Consider the following 18,904-nt stretch of genomic DNA (forward strand, 5'->3'; position numbering starts at 1 on the left):
GCATGACCGATCTCGCCCCACTGCGCCGCGCGCTGCTTTCTGTTTCTGACAAGACCGGGTTGATCGATCTGGGCAAGGCGCTGGCGGCACGCGGGGTTGAACTCTTGTCCACCGGCGGTTCTGCGAAGGCGCTGCGCGCCGCGGGACTTGAAGTGCGCGATGTAGCAGATGTGACCGGTTTCCCCGAGATGATGGATGGCCGGGTGAAGACCCTGCATCCGGTGGTCCATGGCGGCCTGCTGGCGCGCCGCGATCTGGAAGCGCATCGCGATGCGATGGTGGAACACAATATCGGCCCCATCGATCTGCTCGTCGTAAACCTTTATCCGTTTGAGGAGACCGTGGCCAAAGGTGCCGATTTCGACACCTGCATCGAGAATATCGATATCGGTGGCCCCGCCATGATCCGCTCCGCCGCCAAGAACCATGCCTTTGTCACGGTCGTCACGGATGTGGAGGACTACGACGCGTTGCTGGCGGAACTGGAGGCCAATGACGGCCAGACCACATTAGCCCTGCGCCAGCGTCTCGCCCAGACGGCTTATGCCCGTACGGCGGCCTATGACACGGCAGTGTCCACATGGATGGCGGGCGCAATCGGCGCAGAGACACCTCGTCGCCGCTCGTTCGGCGGGACATATCGCCAGACCATGCGTTATGGCGAGAACAGCCACCAGAAGGCTGCGTTCTATACCGATGGTACAGGCCGTCCGGGCGTCGCGACGGCTACGCAGCATCAGGGCAAGGAGCTGTCCTACAATAATATCAACGACACCGACGCCGCCTTCGAGCTTGTCGCCGAGTTTGACCCCGCCGATGGCCCGGCTGCAGCAATCATCAAACACGCCAATCCCTGCGGCGTGGCACGTGGCGCGACCTTGGCCGAGGCCTACACCAAGGCTTTCGACTGCGACCGCACCAGCGCCTTTGGCGGGATTGTGGCGCTGAACCAGCCTTTGGACGAAGAGACTGCGAAGGCGATTGTCGAGATCTTTACCGAGGTTGTCATCGCGCCCGGAGCCTCTGACGGCGCCAAAGCGGTCTTTGCTGCAAAGAAAAACCTGCGTCTTCTGACAACTGATGGCCTACCCGACGTCAAAGCGCCGATCACAACCTATCGTCAGGTTGCCGGGGGCATGCTGGTTCAGGACAAGGATACCGGCTTCGTCGGCATGGATGATTTGAAAGTGGTGACCAAGGTCGCGCCGACCGAGACGCAGATGGCTGATCTGCTCTTTGCCTGGAAAGTCGCGAAACATGTCAAATCCAACGCCATCGTCTATGTCAAAGACCAGGCGACCGTTGGCGTCGGTGCAGGACAGATGAGCCGCGTGGACAGCGCATTGATCGCCGCCAAAAAGGCGGAACGCATGGCCGACGCGATGGGCCTGCCCGAACCACTGACCAAAGGCTCCGCCGTTGCCTCGGACGCGTTCTTTCCCTTTGCCGACGGGTTGATGGAGGCGGCGGGCGCGGGTGCCACTTGCGTGATCCAACCCGGTGGCTCCATGCGCGATGACGAAGTGATCGCGGCCGCCGATGAGGCCGGGATCGCCATGGTCTTTACCGGCATGCGGCATTTCCGGCATTAGCGTGCTGCGGCTCTTTCCATACGGTCCGGGCCGCTGGCCCGGACAGCGCCCGACCCTCCCCACGGGAGGGCGCCTTGCACCCTCTCAGGGCCGGGCACTGTTCCGCGTCACGAAAAGGGGGCAAGCAAAATGAAGCTGATGTTCTGGACCGGTTTCTGGATTTTTTTGATTGATCAGGTGATCAAGTTCTTTGTTCTGTTTCAGGTCTTTGGATTGCAGTGGGCGCAGGTGCGGGTGCCGTCCAGCCAACTGCCGCGCCCCGAAACGGTTGAGGTCTTTCCACCATTTCTCGTGTTGCGCATGGCCTGGAATCGCGGGGTAAATTTCGGCCTTTTTGCGGAATACGATATGCGCTGGGTTCTGATTGGCGTGGCCTTCGCGATCACAGCGGGTGTTATCTGGTGGCTGAACCGCACCGGTGGCAGCAAATGGACGTTCATCGCGGGCGGCTTTCTGATCGGCGGTGCGATGGGCAATGTGATCGACAGGTTCTTCTACGGTGCGGTGGCTGATTTTCTGAACATGTCCTGCTGTGGGATCAACAATCCTTATGCGTTCAACGTGGCCGATATCGCCATTTTCATCGGGGCTATCGGACTGGCCTTTCTGGCCGAGGATAATAAGAAAGCGACGTGACCTCCTCCGACGCCTGAGCTAGACAGGCATCAATATCAGATGGGATCCCTTCATGCGGGCAATCGTTTTTACACTTCTGAGCGTGATGCTTCTGGCCGCCTGCGGTAACCCGGACCGCCCGTTGCGCGATTTGCGTGCTGCCGGAAACGGACCTGACGAGTTTGCCGTGATCCCGCAAGAGCCGCTAATAATCCCACCAGAGGCCAATCTTCCTGCGCCCACGCCAGGTGGAGAGAACCTCGCGGACACGCAGCCTAACGCGGATGCGGTTAATGCGTTGGGTGGGTCTTCTGCAGCGCAAGTGGCCGGCGGTATCCCAGCGGCCGATCGTGTTCTCGTCGGCCATGCCGGTCGCTTCGGCACAGAGCCTGACATCCGAGCCCAACTTGCTGCCGAAGATGAACAAATCCGCGAACGTGCGCGCCGCCTTAACGTCTTTAACCCGTTGGGACGTGATCGATATTTCCCAGCATATGCGGGACAAGCGCTTGACGCAAATGCAGAGCGTACCCGTCTGATCAGTCAGGGTATCGCGGTTCCGACCGCCCCAGTTGCTCCACCGCGGGCGCAACGACCTGTTGCCGCGCCTGAAGAGCCGGAGGAGGAGCCCAGGTTCTTGCAGCGTCAGGTCGATGCACTGATCGCGCAGTGGCGGGAACAGAACGAAGCGGCAGGCGACACCCCGCAAAACTGCGTCTTCAGGACAGTCCCACCGGATAACCGTCTGCGACGGGTCTGCACCCCGATTGAACCAGAAGAGCAATAAACCAAACCTCACATCCGCGTAGGGTGACTTGAAGAAACTGCGATCTGGCGTAGGTACGTTGGCATTAGTTTCGACAAAAGGGTGCCCATGACACGTCTTATCGCCGCCTTGGCCTTGATGTTGACGGCAATTGCCGCGAACGCTGAAGAGGTCACGACCTACATGCTGGATAACGGGATGGAGGTCGTCGTTATTGAAGACAATCGCGCGCCCGTGGTTGTGCATATGCTCTGGTACAAGGTCGGCTCAGCCGATGAGCCGGAGGGTGCTTCGGGCGTTGCGCATTTTCTTGAGCATCTGATGTTCAAGGGCACCGACATCCTTGAACCGGGCGAGTTTTCCGAAGTCGTCGCGGCCAATGGCGGCAGTGACAATGCGTTTACCAGCTACGATTACACTGCTTATTTTCAGCGTGTCGCGGCGGACCGGCTGGAATTGATGATGCAGATGGAAAGCAACCGGATGAACAATCTGGTCATTGATCCGGCTGAAGTGGAACCGGAGCGTCAGGTTGTCATCGAAGAACGCAACCAGCGCACCGAAAACAATCCCAATGCCTTGGCGGGTGAGCAGTTTCGTGCGGCACAATTCCAAAACCACCGCTACGGCATTCCGATCATCGGTTGGCGGCACGAGATCGATGATCTGAGCATCGCGGATTTGCAGAATTTCTACGATCTCTACTATTCGCCCAATAACACCGTGCTCGTCGTCGCTGGCGATGTGGACCCCGACGAGGTTCTGGAGCTTGCGCGCACCTATTACGGTGTGATCCCTGCAGAGCCGCAATTACCCGAACGTCTGCGCCCAGAAGAGCCGCCGCAGCGGGCTGAACGGCGTCTCACTTACGTCGACCCCCGCGTCAGCCAGCCCTATCTGATCCGCAGCTATCTCGCCCCCGAACGCGATGCGGGCGCGCAGGAAGAGGCGGCAGCGCTCGTTTATCTGGCAGAGCTTTTGGGTGGGTCTTCATTCACGTCCGATCTGGGTCAGGCATTGCAGTTCGATACGCAAATGGCTGTTTATACCAATGCCTCCTATGGCGGCTCGTCCCTGGACGATACGACCTTTTCTTTCGTTGTTGTCCCTACCGACGGTGTGGCCCTGTCCGAAGCTGAGGCTGCCATGGATCAGGTGATCGCCAATTTCATGAATGCCGAGATTGATCCAGCCCGCATGGACAGTCTGCGCACGCAACTACGCGCGTCCGAGGTGTACGCACTTGATGACACGGCTGGCCTCGCCCGCCGTTATGGCGCCGCGTTAACGCAAGGTTTGACCGTCGCCGATGTGCAGGCCTGGCCGGATATCCTGCAGGCGGTGACCGTCGATGACATCAAGTCGGTAGCAGAGAAAGTTCTGAATCGCGAACAGGCGGTGACCGGCTGGGTTGTCGCCAACCAAGAGGAGGCACGCTGATGCCGCGCATTCTGACCGCTATCTTCCTGGCATTCATTGCCAGCATTGCGCGTGCCGAGATTGATATCAAAGAGGTGACATCTGACGGCGGGATCAACGCATGGGTTGTCGAAGAGCCGAGCATCCCCTTTGTGGCGTTAGAAATCCGCTTTCGCGGCGGCGCCAATCTGGATCTGCCCGGAAAACGGGGTGCGACCAACTTGATGATGGGCCTGCTCGAAGAAGGCTCGGGCGAGATGTCAGCACAGGAGTTCCAGACCGCGCGCGAGGCTCTGGCAGCCAGTTACAGGTTCCGCGCTTTTGACGATACGCTTTCGATCTCAGCCCAGTTTCTGACCGAGAACAAGGACGATGCGCTGGCTCTGCTGCGGCAGGCACTTGTGGAGCCCACATTCGCGCAAACCGCACTCGACCGGGTGCGTGCACAGGTCCTGTCCGGCATTGCCAGCGATGAAAAGGACCCAGACACGATTGCGCGTGCCGTCTTTGATGCTGCGGCATTTGGCGATCACCCATACGGCACTGCCATTGACGGCACCGTTGAAAGTGTGAACGCGCTCACGCGTGAAGATATGATTGCAGCCCACCGGAATGCGCTCGTGCGCGAACGGCTTTATGTCTCCGTCGTCGGTGATGTGACCGTAGATCAGGTGGGTCCGATGTTGGACGCGCTGTTGGGCGATTTGCCGGCGGAAGGCGCGCCGCTGCAGCCTGACGTTGGCTTTGGACTTGGTGGGGGTGTGACTGTTGTCGATTACGACACCCCGCAATCCGTCGCCCTGTTTGGTCATAGCGGAATGAAGCGCGATGATGAGGATTTCTTTGCTGCCTTCATCATCAACCATGTGTTGGGCGCGGGCGGCTTTGAGTCCCGTCTGATGATGGAAGTGCGCCAAAAGCGCGGCCTGACTTATGGAATTGGCACGGCGCTGGTCCCGAAATTCCATGCCGAGATGATGATTGGGCAGGTTGCATCCTCCAACGAAACTATCGCCGATGCCATTGCCGTGACGCGCGACGAGTGGCGTCGCATGGCTGAAGAAGGGATGAGTGCCGAGGAACTGGCATCCGCCAAGACCTATCTGACCGGCGAGTACCCCTTGCGTTTTGACGGCAATAGCGAAATCGCCCGGATTATGGTCGGCATGCAGATGATCGACCTGCCGCCCAGCTACGTGGTGGACCGCAATGACTTTATCGATGCGGTGACGCTCGACGATATCAACCGCGTCGCGGCTGAACTGCTGCAACCGGACGCGCTGCACTTTGTGGTTGTCGGCAAACCGCAGGGGCTGGAAAGCACCAACTAGGGTCTGATTGCCGCCTCCTGATCTGTGGACATACCGCAGATCAGCGGCCGGTCGCGATCCGCGCGGTCATGGGCCAGCACAGCCTGAACCGTTTCCGCCCATGGCCGGATCGCAAGTCCCGCGCGCTGCGCCTTCTCGGTTGATACATTCAGCATTTCGGCAAAGGCTGGATTGTCTGGCACGATCAACGGCAGATCGGTCCAGTGGCGGATACCAGCCTCGGTGAACGTGGCCAGCGGCGCATAGGTCATGTCAACGCTACGGCCTGTTGCAGCGATGATCTCTCGCAGCATTGTGTCGAGCGTTGTCGGCTGCCCGGTCAGATGGAACGTGTCGCAAACCCGCTCTTCCGCCATCTTCACCAGAAACGCCCCGGCATCGCGCACATCGATGATCTGTATGTTCCGCGTCGCAGGCCGTGGCACCACAAGCGGCCCGTCCTGATCGCAGCGGCGCACCCACCAGGTGAAACGGTTGGTGTAATCCCGTGGGCCAACAATCAGGCCAAGCCGGATCTGTGTGCATTGCCCAGCAAAAGCTTTATCGGCAGCAATCTCGCATGCGCGCTTCAGGGGGCCATAGGACGCACCATAGGGTTCTGCCGTCGCGCGCAGGGACGGCTCCACCTGCGCCGCAAGAGCGAGGTCATCCTCAGTTGCCGTCGGTGCATGCGCGGTTTCATCAAATTGCGGGACCGACATATCGTCATAGACCGAGATGGATGAGACGAGGACGCAATGAACGGTGCCTGTGGCTTGGGCCAACCTTTCGACCATGTTGGGCGCGTAGGCGCAGGTGTCGATCACCGCGTCGAACTGGCCCAGCAAATCGGGCAGCGGCTCTTCGCGATCTGCGATCAGGGTCGCGGCGCCGTCGGCCACATTCGCACCGCTGCGGGTCATGACGGTAACCTCATGCCCAGCCGCAATCGCGGCCTCCGCACTTGCCTTGCCGAGAAATCCGGTGCCACCAACGATCAGTATGCGCATGATGGGATCTCCTTTATGTAAGTCATCACTTACATATTGAGAAAAGTCAACGCGCTTTTGCCCCTCGCAGAATCGCGACGGTTCATGCTACACCTTGTGGCATGGCCATCGCAGACCCCCAAATAGAGCCGCGCCCGGTGATCCGGCAACTGGATGACGCCGCAATCAACAGGATCGCGGCGGGCGAGGTGTTGGAGCGTCCGGCCTCCGCCGTGAAGGAACTTGTCGAAAACAGCATCGATGCCGGGGCCAGCCGGATCGAGGTTGTGATTGCCGATGGCGGCAAGACCCTGATCCGCGTGACCGACGATGGCTGCGGGATCGCAGCCACCGACCTGCCGCTCGCCCTGTCGCGGCATGCGACATCGAAAATCGACGGCTCGGACCTTCTGAATATCACGTCGTTCGGGTTCAGGGGTGAGGCGTTGCCGTCGCTCGGCGCCGTGGGCCGAATGACCATCACCTCGCGCGTGCCCGGCGAAGACGCCGCAATGATCACCGTCGCAGGTGGCAAGACCGAGGCGGTGCGCCCGGCGGCCTTATCCGCTGGAACGGTGATCGAATTGCGCGACATGTTCTACGCCACGCCCGCCCGCCTCAAATTCCTGCGCACCGACCGGGCCGAGGCGCAGGCGATTGGCGATGTGATCAAACGGCTCGCCATGGCGGCCCCATTCGTGACGTTCATCCTGCGCGATGCATCCAACGGCGATCAGCGCACAACGTTCCGCGCCGACGCTGAAACCGGCGATCTCTTTGATGCGCTGCACGGGCGGCTGCGTGCCGTGTTAGGCAAGGATTTCGCCGAAAACGCCTTGCGCATCGACGCGCAGCGCGACGGATTTCACCTGACGGGCTATGCCGCCTTGCCAACCTATTCGCGCGGGGCAGCGGTCGCGCAGTACCTGTTCGTCAATGGTAGGCCCGTGCGCGACAAGATGCTGCTGGGGGCTTTGCGTGCGGCTTACATGGATGTGCTGTCGCGCGACAGGCATCCAGTGGCGGCACTCTTTGTCGATTGCGACCCGAATTTGGTTGATGTGAACGTGCATCCTGCCAAATCCGAAGTGCGTTTCCGCGATCCCGGCACCGTCCGTGGCCTGATCATTTCTGGTCTACGACATGCGCTGGCCGAAGCAGGCCACCGCGCATCGACAACTGTGGCCGACGCAACCCTTGGTGCGATGACACCACAGCCAAGCACCGCACGCGTTTATCAGATGGACCGGCCTAGTTTCAGCGCCCGCTCCATGACCTTTCAGGCGCAAGCGCCCGCCTTTCAGGAAACGCCCTCAGCCCGGATCGAGCCCGTCATCGAAGATGAGCCTGCCGATCTCCCTCTTGGTGCCGCCCGTGCGCAATTGCATGAGAACTACATTATCGCGCAGACGGAAACAGGAATTGTAATCGTCGACCAGCATGCCGCGCATGAGCGCTTGGTCTACGAAAAGCTGAAAAAACAGATGGCCGAAAACGGGGTCGCGGCGCAGGCATTACTAATCCCCGAAATCGTTGAGATGAGCGCGGGCGAGGCCGCGCAACTTCTCGAAATCGCAGAAGACCTCGGCCGCCTTGGCCTGACAATCGAACCCTTCGGCGGCAGTGCAATCGCCGTCCGCGAAACGACTGCGATCCTCGGTGACGTGAATGCCGAAGCCATGCTGCGCGACATCCTTGATGAGCTCGCCGACCAAGGCGACAGCGCCAGCGTGCAATCCAAAATCGAAGCGATTTTGAGCCGCGTCGCTTGTCACGGCTCCATCCGCTCCGGTCGCCGAATGCAGGGGGCCGAGATGAACGCGCTCTTGCGCGAGATGGAGGCAACGCCGCTCTCCGGGCAATGCAATCACGGGCGGCCCACTTATGTGGAGCTGAAGCTCAGCGATATCGAACGGCTGTTCGGGCGCACATGATCCAGATCGGCGATCAGTCTTACGCATTTGATGACCCGCTGGTGATTGGCGTTGGGATGGGCGCCTTTGTGACCCTGCTCATCGTCGTTTTGTTGATCATGACCCTGCGCCGGGCCGGGAAATCATCCCAATCCGTGGACTATGTGGCGGGGCAGGTGGGGCGGTTGGCGCAGGATATAGGCGTGCTGAATCAGGGCCAGCACACACTGGCGGGCAGTATTAAGACTGTGAGCGAGCAGCAGGCGCATGGGCAGAGCCAGATGCTGCAAAATATGGAACAGCGGCTGGCCGAGGTCCGTCAGCAAATGACCGAGCAACTGCATGAAAGCCAAAGACGCTCCGCCGTCGCCATGGCCGAGATGCAGGAGCGGATGAAAGATACGCTCTCAGGCAGTACCGAAAAGACGACGAAGAGCCTGACGGAACTGCAGGAACGGCTGGCGACCATCGACAAAGCGCAGACCAATATCGAGAAACTGTCGGGCGATGTGCTGAGCCTGCAGGACATCCTGTCGAACAAGCAACGCCGGGGCATGTTCGGGGAAATCCAGCTGACCGATATCGTCTCAAAAGCACTGCCCGCCGACAGCTACGCGTTGCAGGCAACCCTGTCGAACGGCAAGCGCGCAGATTGTATGATCCACCTGCCGAACCCACCTGGTCCGATTGTCATCGACGCGAAGTTCCCGTTTGAGGCTTACGAACAACTCGCCGCGGCACAGACACAGGACCAGCAAAAGACGGCCCTGCGCGATCTGGCAGGCGCGGTGCGCAAACACATCAAAGACATCAGCGAGCGCTATGTCATCGACGGCGAAACCGCCGATGGCGCCATCATGTTCCTGCCGTCCGAGGCGGTCTATGCCGAACTCCATGCCCGGCTGCCAGAGGTGGTGCGCGAAGGCTTTGCCGCGCGGGTCTGGATCGTCTCACCCACCACCTGCATGGCGACACTCAACACGATGCGGGCGATCCTGAAGGATGCGCGCATGCGCGAACAGACAGGGGCCATTCGCAAGGAACTTGCATTGCTGGGTGGTGACGTGGACAGGTTGGTCACCCGTGTCGGCAATCTGGACCGGCACTTCGGGCAAGCGGCGAAGGATATCGAGGATATCAAGATCTCCGCCGAAAAGGCGGGCAAACGGGCGCACCGACTCGATCACTTTGACTTTGAAGAACTGGCGCCTGAAGCGGATACCAAAGTTGTCCCGATCACGCAGCCACAAGTATAAGCGTGCTCCTGAACGGTCATTTGCCAAGTCGTGAAATCGCGACAATGCTACCACGGGACTCATTGTATAGGCGGCAAGGGCTTGCGCCATGTCCGGGATTTCTCATAGCCTTCTGATGATTAACCAAAGTATATTCGCGAGAATTATCTTGTCCGCCATAGACGTTTTTGATGGATCGCCCGTATCAGGCTAGTGACATCCCATAGCCGGGAGCTGTAATTTGAGTGACACAGATCGTCCTTTGCCAGTGGCAAGGTTTTATTGGGTGGATGCGCTGCGTGGTGTCGCGGCACTTGCCATCGTTGTTCTGCACTATCACCATTTCTATCTTGCCGATGCCAATGACAGGCCATCACTCCCCGACATCACCTCTTTTCCGTTCGCGAGCTTTCTGGCGCCGCTTTACAGCCCGTTTGCCGCGAATGCGGTTGAACTTTTCTGGCTGATTTCTGGCTTTGTCTTTGTGCATGTGTATTTGCACAGGCAAACGGGGGCTTGGCCATTCGCCGTTGCTCGTTTTGCGCGCCTTTATCCGCTGCACTTTGCAACGCTGATTTACGTGGCGCTTCTGCAGTTCATCAGCATTGAGGTCGCTGGTCATTGGCAGGTTTACGGCAACAACGATGCCCGGCACTTTGTGCTGCACCTTTTTATGGCATCAAACTGGACAAGCCTGTCTCGTGGTTTGAGCTTCAACGGCCCGATCTGGTCGGTGTCATTGGAGATTGTGGTTTACGCGATGTTCTTTGTTGCCTTGCATTTCATCAGGAAAGCACCGCTGTTGGTGTCGTTGTGCCTTTGCGCAGCGTCCTGGATCTGGGTCGCATGGCATCCGGTTGATCTGCCATTAGTACGGCTTGGTGTGTTTGAGTGTGCTGGATACTTCTTTTTGGGTGCAGTTCTGTATTGCGCGCGCCCGCACGGCCATTTCGGGCGTGCGCTGGCACTCGGCGTTGCCGGGCTGCTGCTGTCAATTGTAGGCTTTCGTGTCGGTGTCGATCATTTGCTTGTTGCAGGTCTTGCCGTTGCATTTTTGGCAGTCGCCGCCGGGTTGGACAGCGTTGCGACACAAAGCGGCAAACGCCTAAGTGCGTTGGGCGATATCAGCTATAGCCTCTATCTGGTCCATGTGCCGCTTCAGATGACAGTGCTCTTGTTTGCAGATGTGTTCTTTGATGGTTCACGGCAATTTGCGGAGAGTTACCTTACCTTGCCTACCTACGTGGCGGCGTCTGTCTTATTGGCTTACGCAATCTTCCATTGGTATGAGCGGCCACTTGGCCGGATGAGCAAACGAGCACTGCTTGGCCGTAAGAAACAGTTCTCACCATAAAAAGGTGGCGACCTGAGCAGATCGCCACACGGTGGTTTCTACGATGAAAGGTTTGTCAAATCCTGACGAACTTCTGCGCGATCCGCGGCATCAGGCTGTTGAATTTCAACGGTGCATCAGTCGCGGCAAGGCAGATGCAATCCATGCCTTCTTCGGCGACGGGAGTGTGATTAAGCTCTTCATTAGCCACCTCGACGTCGCCAACACCAAACCTGTCGGTTTCGTCCACAAAGGCGCCTTGCAGGACCAGCGTCAATTCAGTGCCGTGATGGCCGTGATCAGGTACGGCTGTGCCTGCTGGAATGTGAAGCAGCCGTACGGTCGCTTCCTTTGACGTGTTCAATATCATCTGGCTGACACCGCCGCCGATCTTGCGCCACTTCACCGCCTCTAGGTCACCATTCACATATTCCTGCAATGGAGTTGGAAACACCCCTTTTAAGCTAGGCATCGGAGCAACGATCGGCTTTCCGATGTTGCCGTTTTCGATCAGCGCAATTGTTGCAGCTAAGGCATCCTCTGCCAAATCAATGGGATCGCCACCCATCATGACTTCGCCGCCGACTGCCTCATATTCAGCGAGTGCCGCCCGGCACTCGTCACACATCGAAATATGCGTGGCAACGACCAGATTGAACGCCTCGGGCAGCGTGCCTGCCGCATATCCCATCAACAATTCTTCGGTCAGGTGATGCTTAATCTTCTTCATATCTGTCATCATTTCATCTTGTGGCGCAAACGTTCGAGCGCCAGCCTAATCCTCGATTTGATCGTCCCAAGTGGCAGTCCGGTCTCAGCAGCAATTTCGCTATGACTTAACTCACCGAAATAGGCCTTTTCGATCAGTTTCCTCTGTTCGGGCGGTAATGTCGCAAGCGCTTCGCCCAGTTTTTCCGTTTCTTGTTGCAGTCCCATCGCCTCGGCCTGATCAGGCTCTGGCTCGGGGCCCCATGGCAGATCTTCGGGTTCGGGCCGCTTTTGCTTGCGCAGGATGTCGATTTTCCGGTTTCGGGCGATGGTAAATATCCACGTAGATACACTCGCCTTCGTCGGGTCGAACATGTGGGCCTTGTTCCAAAGGGTCGCCATGACCTCCTGTGTACATTCCTCTGCCAGATCCGGGCTGGCCCCCGATTTGATCAAAAATGACTTCACGCGGGGTGCGAAATAGCCAAAGATTTCGGCGAATGCGGCCTTATCCTTGTCGTCTCGCACCGCGATGACCTGAGCAACCCAGGCCATGCGTTTGGTCGTCTGCTCTGCCGTCAACTTTTTCGCCCCCGATTTGCGAAATCCGTTCGTGCTCAACCCCTTATAGGCAAGCACCCCGTCAGGCGCATCCGTTTTCGGCAACAGCTCAGTTTCAACTTTCATGTCCCTTATTACGTGGGGCTCTCAGAGTTGGATCACCACTCAATTGCGTTTTCCTGTGATCCACTCCCAATCACCCGGCGTAGGAAGCGCAACGACTAAAGTGACTGACGAAAGTGATCTTCCTGCATGCCGTTTGAAACTTCGACCGCCCTTCCCCGCAAAATCGCAGTGATCGGGGCAGGGATATCCGGCATGGGTGCGGCCCACGCTTTGGCCAAAGATCACCGCGTTGTCTTGTTTGAGGCCGAAAACCGCCTTGGCGGACATGCGCGCACAAAAATGGCCGGTCGCAATATGGATCAAGCGGTCGATACAGGTTTCATCGTTTTCAACTACGCAAACTACCCCAACCTTACCGCGCTCTTTGACCATCTGGATGTACCGGTCATCAAAAGCAACATGAGCTTTGGCGCTTCGTTTTCAGGTGGGCAGTTTGAATATGCGCTCAACAACCTCTCCGCACTTTTTGCGCAGCGTCGCAATATCGTCAGCCCACGTTTTTATCGGATGCTGCGCGACATCATGCGGTTCAACAAGCATGGCCTTGAGATCAGTCAGGCGGATGAAGCACTGACAATTGGCGATCTTCTAAAGACCCTCGATCTTGGCGACTTTTTTCGCGACCACTACCTGCTGCCATTCTCTGGCGCAATTTGGTCGACGCCCAAAGAAAAGATCATGGATTTTCCTGCTTATGCGCTTATGCGGTTTTTCGACAACCATGCGCTGTTGGGCGTCACGGGGCAGCATCAATGGTATACGGTCAAGGGCGGGTCGCGCGAATATGTGACGCGGTTGGCATCCGACATGTTGCAACGCGGGATCGACATGCGCCTTGGCGCCGCCGTTCAGGGGGTGCGCCGCACGCCATTCGGGGCGGAGGTCAAGGCATATGGCGGCGACTGGGAAAACTTTGATGAGGTGGTCTTTGCCACGCATTCGGACGACACGTTGGGGATGCTTGCCGACGCGACCGCCGTGGAAAGATCGGTGCTTGGGTCCATCCGGTATCAGCCCAACAAGATCGTGCTGCACTCCGATACGTCAATCATGCCAAAGCGCAAACGGGTCTGGTCATCCTGGATCTATACCGAGGATGAGCGGCGCAATTCGCAAGAGATTGACCTGACTTACTGGATGAATTCGCTGCAGCCCTGGCTGAAGGGCGAAGACATCATGGTCACGCTGAATTCCAAACGCCCCATCAAGGAAGAGCTGATCTGGGATGAGGTCACCTTGCGCCACCCGGTCTATGATCTTGAGGCCTTGGCGGCACAAGAGGCCGCTGTGGCCATGAACGGATCAAATCGCACCTGGTTCTGCGGCGCATGGATGAAGAACGGGTTCCACGAAGACGGACTGTCCAGCGCCCTCGACGTCGTGCACGCGCTGAACGCGGTCGAGCATCTGGATATGGCGGCAGAGTGACCGCAACCATCGATCATATCGCGGGAGAGACCTATCATGGCAGGCGGGGTGCGACCAAAAACGCCTTCCGCTATTCCATCGATTATGTTCTGATGGATGCCGAGGCTGAAGTGAACACACCCGTTCTGTTTTCCCGTAACAGAGGCAACCTGATGTCGCTTCAAGACAGCGACCATGGTGGCCCGCCCAAACTGGGGCGCGGCGCCACTTGGGTGCGCGAGGTGTTTGCAGCCCATGATGTGCCATCGCCAAAGCGAATCGCGCTTTTGGCGCAGCCGCGCGTCTTGGGCCATGTCTTCAACCCGGTGTCATTCTGGCTTTGCTATGACGACGATGACGCACTCACTACGATTATTGCCGAGGTCACAAATACGTTTGGCGACCGGCACTCTTATCTCTGCCGCCACGATGATGGACGCACCATCACCAAAGCGGACACAATTTCGGCGCAGAAACTGATGCATGTTTCACCTTTTCAGCCCGTTGAAGGCGGATATGTGTTCCGATTTGATATTCAACCTGACAGTATCGGCATCTGGATCGACTATTCGCGCGGCAATGGCGGGCTGATCGCGTCACTTACTGGCGCACGTAAGCCCATCTCCAATGCCTCGATCATTCGCTCGGTTCTCCGCCGCCCCTTCGGATCGCGCCGTGTGCTGACGCTGATCCATTGGCAAGCGCTCAAACTCTGGTGGAAAGGGGCCACGTTCCGGTCTCAACCGGCACCACCGGTGGAAGAGATCAGCAGATGAAAGCCCTCAAAGAGCGGCTGCCGGCCTATACCGGATTTGCCGCTGTTTTGTCAGGTGCGGGCCTGCCGATCTATATCTACGCACCCAAGTATTATGCCGATACTTATGGGGTAAGTCTCACTGCTCTCGGCGCGCTGCTTTTTGGCCTGCGCCTCTTCGACTTTGCGCAGGACCCGGTGCTGGGTTGGATCAGCGAGCGCCTGACCAATGCCAAGAAGCTGATCATCACACTTACCGCCATTATCCTCGCCCTGTCGATGATCGGGCTTTTTGCCGTCATCCCGCCAATCGCGCCGATCTGGTGGTTTGGCCTAACCGTCACCGGCCTTTTCACCGCGTTCAGCTTTCTGTCGATCAACTTCTATGCCCAAGGGGTTAGCAAGGCTGGCCCCGACCCAAAGGGCCATGTGCGTCTCGCAGCGTGGCGGGAAAGCGGGGCGCTAATGGGCGTCTGTATCGCCGCCGTGATCCCCACGGCGTTGATCGGTGTGGTGGCGGACCCCTTTGCGGCTTTCGCGTATGGCTTTGCAGCCGTAACCCTGATCGCCACTATTTTCATGTGGCCCGAATGGAAAGAGCGTGTCAGCCAAGAGCCGTCGCAAGTCCGCGAAATCATCAGCGACGGGACCGCTCGCAAGCTCCTCATCCTCGCGCTCGTCAACGCCACGCCGCTTGCCGTCTCTTCCACGCTTTTCCTCTTCTATGTCGAAAGCAAACTGGGCGCGGCTGGGTGGGAAGGGCCACTTCTCGTGCTCTTCTTCCTTGCCGCCGCCATCTCCTCCCCGATTTGGTCAGCACTCGCCCGCCGCTACGGTGAGAAGCCCGTTTTGATCACCGCGATGATCCTCGCTGTTGCGTCATTTGGCTACACCCTCACTTTATCGCCCGGCGATGTGATCCCCTTTGCTGTTATCTGCGTATTAAGTGGTGCAACGATCGGGGCAGACCTCACACTTTTGCCCGCGATGTTTGCAAAGCGGATGACCGTGATCTCGCCCAATGGGGGGCAGGGTTTCGGGCTTTGGAACCTGGTGAACAAATTCACCCTGGCCTTTGCAGCGGTCGCGCTGCTGCCGCTTTTGGAAAGATCCGGCTTTGTGGCTGGCAGCACTGATTTGCCGGCGCAAGCGATAACAACGCTGACGATGCTTTATGCGCTGGTGCCGTCGCTTTTGAAACTTTTGGCCATCGGCTTGCTGATTGCCACGAAACTTGAGGACTGAAGATGTCTTTTGTGACTTACATCCTGATCGGCGCCGTGCTGATGGCCGCTGCGATGATGCTCAAGACGCGATACGTGTCCTTTTGGGCGCAGAAATCTGACGACTACGCGGATGGTCCGATTTTCGATATCCGCGAACGGTTCAACGGCCCCGTGCAATGCGAAGGCATCATTTACGGGCCGACCGGCAAGGTATCGTCCCGTTTCGTCGCCGACTTCGAGGCGACATGGGCCGGCAACATCTGCACGATGGTTGAACGCTTCCATTACGACAGCGGCATGGTGCAGGATCGTGTCTGGACGCTGACCCTGGGCAATGACGGCCGGATCAAGGCTGAGGCGCCCGATGTGATCGGTGCGGGCACGGGACAGCAGCAAGGCTCAGCCGTGTTGCTCAACTACCGGATCAAACTGACCGAAGAGGCAGGCGGACATGCGCTGGATGTGACTGACTGGATGTACCTGATGTCGAACGGGACCATCATGAACCGCAGTCAGTTCCGCAAATTCGGGATCAAAGTGGCCGAACTGGTCGCGACGATGCGACCCAAAGAACAGGCCTACGCAGGAGAGTGAATTGAAGAACTGGCAAGGGAAGCGCTACTGGCTCGTCGGCGCGAGCGAGGGGCTGGGGCGCGAGGTGGCATTCATGCTCAACCGGGCAGGGGCCGAAGTCATCGTTTCCGCCAGATCAGAGGACCGGTTGAAAGAACTGGTCGCGGAATTGCCCGGCAAGGCTTCCTACATCACCGTTGACGTGGCCGACCGTGCCGCTGTTGAAAAAGCCGCCGTGGAGGCGGGTGAGTTGGACGGCGTTGTGTATCTCGCTGGCGTCTATTGGCCCATGAAGGCCCAGGAATGGGACAACGAGAAAGCCGATATGATGGGCGAGGTGAACTTCCTCGGGGCATCACGGGTCGTGGGGTCCGTCATCAAGGATATGATCGCCAGGAGTGCCGGGCACATCGTGCTCGTTGGATCGCTCTCCGGCTTCCGTGGCCTGCCGGGTGCCATCGGCTATTGCTCGTCCAAGGCGGGGATGATGTCACTGGCCGAGTCCATGCAGGCCGATCTGCGTACCTCGCCCATCGAGGTGCAGTTGATCAATCCGGGCTTCATCAAGACGCGGCTGACCGACAAGAACGACTTCAACATGCCCTTTATCATGTCCCCCGAAGACGCCGCGCGCGAGGTCTTCGACCACATGAACACCGACAGCTTCAAAAAGAGCTTCCCGATGATGTTCTCATGGGTGTTCCGCCTGTCGCAGTTTATGCCGGATTGGATGTATTACCGGCTCTTTGGCGCGAAGTAGGTCGTATATCGTCAGGAAGACGCTAAATATGCGGTAGGAGACTTCACTCATGCCGCGCCGCTACGCTGAAATCTATCCCTCGCTGCCGCTTCTCAACAGCGACGCGAAAGAGCATATTTCTGCCGCAGCGCTGATGTCCGTCCGCTATTTCCAGGCGGAGCCGGACAGCATGCCCGAGGACGTCTTTGCCGAACATCACGTGGTGCTGAACCTGCAGGAAAACGCCCATCGCGTGCAGAACCGGCGCAATGGCGAGATGCGGGATTTTACGCTGCACAAAGATGATGTGATTATCACGCCCGCTGGCATGCGCTCCGGCTGGCGCTGGTTTGCCAAAAGCGACGTGATCATTGTGACGCTCGACCCCGCCAAGGTCGAGCGCTTTGCCCAGTCCGAGTTGGGCATCCTCCTCGACCCGCAGCAACTCAATGACGAACCGCAATTCTCCGACGCAGATCTCTGCAATGCGGGTGTGATGCTACGCGATGCGCTGGAAAACGACGATATCTCGTCCGGTGTCATGTTCGAGGCGATGAGCCGCGTGCTGCTCGTCAAACTGCTGCAGCGCTACGGCAAACGTCGCGCGGAAGAGGTGGCGCTGAGCGCGAAGTTCACCTCGAAACACTACAATCAGGTCCTCGCCTTCATCCGCGCGCGGTTGGACCAAACGATCACCGTCGATGAACTCGCGCGCGAGGCGGGGATGAGCGCCTCGCATTTCGCACGCGTCTTCAAGGAAACGCTGGGTTCGACGCCCATGCAATATGTGCTGGCCTACCGGATTGAGCAGGCCATGAAGATGATGGAGGATCCGGCGCGCCCGTTGGGCGACGTGGCTCTTTCTTGCGGCTTTGCCGACCAGGCGCATTTCTCGCGCAGCTTCAAACAGGTCACGGGCCAGACCCCCCGCCAGTTCCGCGCCGCCTGAAAGCGGCATTCTTCAAAAAGCAGAATCCTACAAAAACCCGGCAGACCGGTTCAATTCATCTGGCCTGCCGTTGGGTATCTCTTTGGTCATCGGAACACACCAACGGAGACAAGACAATGAAAGCCCTGACCGCCGCAACCGCCCTCATCACTTCCGCAACCATCGCCCTTGCCGACACGCCAAATCTGGCGGGCGACCCGATCACCGCTGACACACTGGTTGATCAGGCCGAGATGGTCCGCATCGCTGACGCTATCGATGCCGGTGTCGACGCCAAAGACTGGGATCTGACCCGCAGCTTCTTTACCGACGAAATCACCGTCGATTTCACATCGCTGGTTGGTGGAGAGCCTGCGACGATCCCCGCTGACGCGCTCATCGCCGAATGGTCCGGCAACCTGACCGCCGAAAAAACCTCATTCCACCTGCGCGTCAATCACCGTGTGACATTCGATGGGCCTGACGCGGCGACGATGGTCTCGCACGGCTATGCCTGGAACCGGATGGAAAGCGGCGGGCTGCCCGAAAATGGTGGTGAGGCGCTGTGGGAAGTCTGGGGCACTTATGAGCACGGCTTTGCCCGCACCGAAGACGGCTGGAAAGTCAACGCGATGACCTTCACCGCGACCGCCGAACGCGGCAATCCCTTTGTCCGTAACACACCCGGATCCTGAACCTAAACCCCTCAT

Annotated in this window: 18 protein-coding genes; 15 read left to right on the forward strand and 3 right to left on the reverse strand. The window is 58.5% G+C overall.

Translation table 11 applies throughout. The annotated features are described in order from the left end of the window. Positions 1 to 2 precede the first annotated feature (2 nt). From purH to SLH49_RS18365, 5 genes are all read left to right on the forward strand, one after another. The gene (gene purH, locus SLH49_RS18345) at positions 3 to 1,592 is read left to right on the forward strand and encodes a bifunctional phosphoribosylaminoimidazolecarboxamide formyltransferase/IMP cyclohydrolase (protein WP_320270609.1); all 1,590 of its coding nucleotides are present in this window, start codon (positions 3 to 5) and stop codon (positions 1,590 to 1,592) included. 129 nt (positions 1,593 to 1,721) lie between these two features. Further along, entirely contained in the window at positions 1,722 to 2,228 is a 507-nt protein-coding gene (locus SLH49_RS18350) for a signal peptidase II (RefSeq protein ID WP_320241899.1), read from the forward strand. 52 nt (positions 2,229 to 2,280) lie between these two features. Beyond that, on the forward strand, positions 2,281 to 2,994 hold the full coding sequence (locus tag SLH49_RS18355; protein ID WP_320270610.1) for a DUF3035 domain-containing protein: 714 nt from the start codon (positions 2,281 to 2,283) through the stop codon (positions 2,992 to 2,994). Between the two features lie 87 nt (positions 2,995 to 3,081). Next, entirely contained in the window at positions 3,082 to 4,413 is a 1,332-nt protein-coding gene (locus SLH49_RS18360) for a pitrilysin family protein (RefSeq protein WP_320270611.1), read from the forward strand. After that, positions 4,413 to 5,723, forward strand: a complete 1,311-nt coding sequence (locus SLH49_RS18365) for a pitrilysin family protein (protein ID WP_320270612.1) — start codon at positions 4,413 to 4,415, stop codon at positions 5,721 to 5,723. The genes SLH49_RS18360 and SLH49_RS18365 overlap by 1 nt, the downstream gene beginning before the upstream one ends. Here the strand turns inward: SLH49_RS18365 and SLH49_RS18370 are convergent. Further along, positions 5,720 to 6,712 carry an NAD-dependent epimerase/dehydratase family protein gene (locus SLH49_RS18370; protein WP_320270613.1) on the reverse strand — a complete coding sequence of 331 codons (993 nt, stop codon included), beginning with the start codon at positions 6,710 to 6,712 and terminating at the stop codon, positions 5,720 to 5,722. The two genes, SLH49_RS18365 and SLH49_RS18370, sit on opposite strands and share 4 nt — an antisense overlap. Positions 6,713 to 6,813: 101 nt before the next feature. Between SLH49_RS18370 and mutL the strand changes: the two genes are divergently transcribed. The 3 genes from mutL (at position 6,814) to SLH49_RS18385 (ending at position 11,193) form a co-directional block, all read left to right on the forward strand. Next, positions 6,814 to 8,625, forward strand: a complete 1,812-nt coding sequence (gene mutL / locus SLH49_RS18375; RefSeq protein WP_320270614.1) for a DNA mismatch repair endonuclease MutL — start codon at positions 6,814 to 6,816, stop codon at positions 8,623 to 8,625. Further along, a complete protein-coding gene (locus SLH49_RS18380; RefSeq protein ID WP_320270615.1) occupies positions 8,622 to 9,860 on the forward strand; it encodes a DNA recombination protein RmuC in 1,239 nt (412 codons plus the stop codon). Before mutL ends, SLH49_RS18380 begins: the two co-directional genes overlap by 4 nt. Before the next feature lie 220 nt (positions 9,861 to 10,080). Further along, on the forward strand, positions 10,081 to 11,193 hold the full coding sequence (locus SLH49_RS18385; protein ID WP_320270616.1) for an acyltransferase: 1,113 nt from the start codon (positions 10,081 to 10,083) through the stop codon (positions 11,191 to 11,193). Between the two features lie 55 nt (positions 11,194 to 11,248). On the opposite strand, the gene SLH49_RS18390 is transcribed toward SLH49_RS18385, so the two are convergent. Both SLH49_RS18390 and SLH49_RS18395 read right to left on the reverse strand, forming a co-directional pair. Continuing rightward, positions 11,249 to 11,902 (reverse strand): ChrR family anti-sigma-E factor, encoded by a 654-nt coding sequence (locus SLH49_RS18390; RefSeq protein ID WP_320270617.1) that lies wholly within the window; start codon positions 11,900 to 11,902, stop codon positions 11,249 to 11,251. Between the two features lie 8 nt (positions 11,903 to 11,910). Then, positions 11,911 to 12,567 (reverse strand): sigma-70 family RNA polymerase sigma factor, encoded by a 657-nt coding sequence (locus SLH49_RS18395; protein WP_413785310.1) that lies wholly within the window; start codon positions 12,565 to 12,567, stop codon positions 11,911 to 11,913. Positions 12,568 to 12,693: 126 nt separating this feature from the next. Between SLH49_RS18395 and SLH49_RS18400 the strand changes: the two genes are divergently transcribed. From SLH49_RS18400 to SLH49_RS18430, 7 genes are all read left to right on the forward strand, one after another. Further along, positions 12,694 to 13,995, forward strand: a complete 1,302-nt coding sequence (locus tag SLH49_RS18400) for an NAD(P)/FAD-dependent oxidoreductase (RefSeq protein ID WP_320270618.1) — start codon at positions 12,694 to 12,696, stop codon at positions 13,993 to 13,995. Further along, positions 13,992 to 14,750 (forward strand): DUF1365 domain-containing protein, encoded by a 759-nt coding sequence (locus tag SLH49_RS18405; protein WP_320270619.1) that lies wholly within the window; start codon positions 13,992 to 13,994, stop codon positions 14,748 to 14,750. Before SLH49_RS18400 ends, SLH49_RS18405 begins: the two co-directional genes overlap by 4 nt. Next, positions 14,747 to 15,973, forward strand: coding sequence for an MFS transporter (locus tag SLH49_RS18410; RefSeq protein ID WP_320270620.1), 1,227 nt, complete (start codon positions 14,747 to 14,749; stop codon positions 15,971 to 15,973). Before SLH49_RS18405 ends, SLH49_RS18410 begins: the two co-directional genes overlap by 4 nt. 2 nt (positions 15,974 to 15,975) lie before the next feature. Then, positions 15,976 to 16,548, forward strand: coding sequence for a DUF3833 family protein (locus SLH49_RS18415; protein WP_320241877.1), 573 nt, complete (start codon positions 15,976 to 15,978; stop codon positions 16,546 to 16,548). Between the two features lies 1 nt (position 16,549). Next, positions 16,550 to 17,287 carry an SDR family NAD(P)-dependent oxidoreductase gene (locus SLH49_RS18420; protein WP_320270621.1) on the forward strand — a complete coding sequence of 246 codons (738 nt, stop codon included), beginning with the start codon at positions 16,550 to 16,552 and terminating at the stop codon, positions 17,285 to 17,287. A 49-nt stretch (positions 17,288 to 17,336) separates the two neighbouring features. Next, complete coding sequence (locus tag SLH49_RS18425; RefSeq protein WP_320270622.1) at positions 17,337 to 18,215, forward strand: AraC family transcriptional regulator; 879 nt, start codon at positions 17,337 to 17,339, stop codon at positions 18,213 to 18,215. Positions 18,216 to 18,331: 116 nt separating this feature from the next. Next, positions 18,332 to 18,889 carry a nuclear transport factor 2 family protein gene (locus SLH49_RS18430; RefSeq protein ID WP_320270623.1) on the forward strand — a complete coding sequence of 186 codons (558 nt, stop codon included), beginning with the start codon at positions 18,332 to 18,334 and terminating at the stop codon, positions 18,887 to 18,889. Positions 18,890 to 18,904: the final 15 nt, after the last annotated feature.

The sequence above is a fragment of the Cognatiyoonia sp. IB215446 genome, from assembly GCF_033963825.1.
GTDB lineage: Bacteria > Pseudomonadota > Alphaproteobacteria > Rhodobacterales > Rhodobacteraceae > Yoonia.

Excerpts from the sequence above, each read along its gene's own strand:
- purH (WP_320270609.1), top strand. The coding sequence starts at position 3 with ATGACCGATCTCGCCCCACTGCGCCGCGCGCTGCTTTCTGTTTCTGAC.
- SLH49_RS18350 (WP_320241899.1), top strand. The coding sequence starts at position 1,722 with ATGAAGCTGATGTTCTGGACCGGTTTCTGGATTTTTTTGATTGATCAG.
- SLH49_RS18355 (WP_320270610.1), top strand. The coding sequence starts at position 2,281 with ATGCGGGCAATCGTTTTTACACTTCTGAGCGTGATGCTTCTGGCCGCC.
- SLH49_RS18360 (WP_320270611.1), top strand. The coding sequence starts at position 3,082 with ATGACACGTCTTATCGCCGCCTTGGCCTTGATGTTGACGGCAATTGCC.
- SLH49_RS18365 (WP_320270612.1), top strand. The coding sequence starts at position 4,413 with ATGCCGCGCATTCTGACCGCTATCTTCCTGGCATTCATTGCCAGCATT.
- SLH49_RS18370 (WP_320270613.1), bottom strand. The coding sequence starts at position 6,712 with ATGCGCATACTGATCGTTGGTGGCACCGGATTTCTCGGCAAGGCAAGT.
- mutL (WP_320270614.1), top strand. The coding sequence starts at position 6,814 with ATGGCCATCGCAGACCCCCAAATAGAGCCGCGCCCGGTGATCCGGCAA.
- SLH49_RS18380 (WP_320270615.1), top strand. The coding sequence starts at position 8,622 with ATGATCCAGATCGGCGATCAGTCTTACGCATTTGATGACCCGCTGGTG.
- SLH49_RS18390 (WP_320270617.1), bottom strand. The coding sequence starts at position 11,902 with ATGAAGAAGATTAAGCATCACCTGACCGAAGAATTGTTGATGGGATAT.
- SLH49_RS18395 (WP_413785310.1), bottom strand. The coding sequence starts at position 12,567 with ATGAAAGTTGAAACTGAGCTGTTGCCGAAAACGGATGCGCCTGACGGG.
- SLH49_RS18400 (WP_320270618.1), top strand. The coding sequence starts at position 12,694 with ATGCCGTTTGAAACTTCGACCGCCCTTCCCCGCAAAATCGCAGTGATC.
- SLH49_RS18410 (WP_320270620.1), top strand. The coding sequence starts at position 14,747 with ATGAAAGCCCTCAAAGAGCGGCTGCCGGCCTATACCGGATTTGCCGCT.
- SLH49_RS18415 (WP_320241877.1), top strand. The coding sequence starts at position 15,976 with ATGTCTTTTGTGACTTACATCCTGATCGGCGCCGTGCTGATGGCCGCT.
- SLH49_RS18425 (WP_320270622.1), top strand. The coding sequence starts at position 17,337 with ATGCCGCGCCGCTACGCTGAAATCTATCCCTCGCTGCCGCTTCTCAAC.
- SLH49_RS18430 (WP_320270623.1), top strand. The coding sequence starts at position 18,332 with ATGAAAGCCCTGACCGCCGCAACCGCCCTCATCACTTCCGCAACCATC.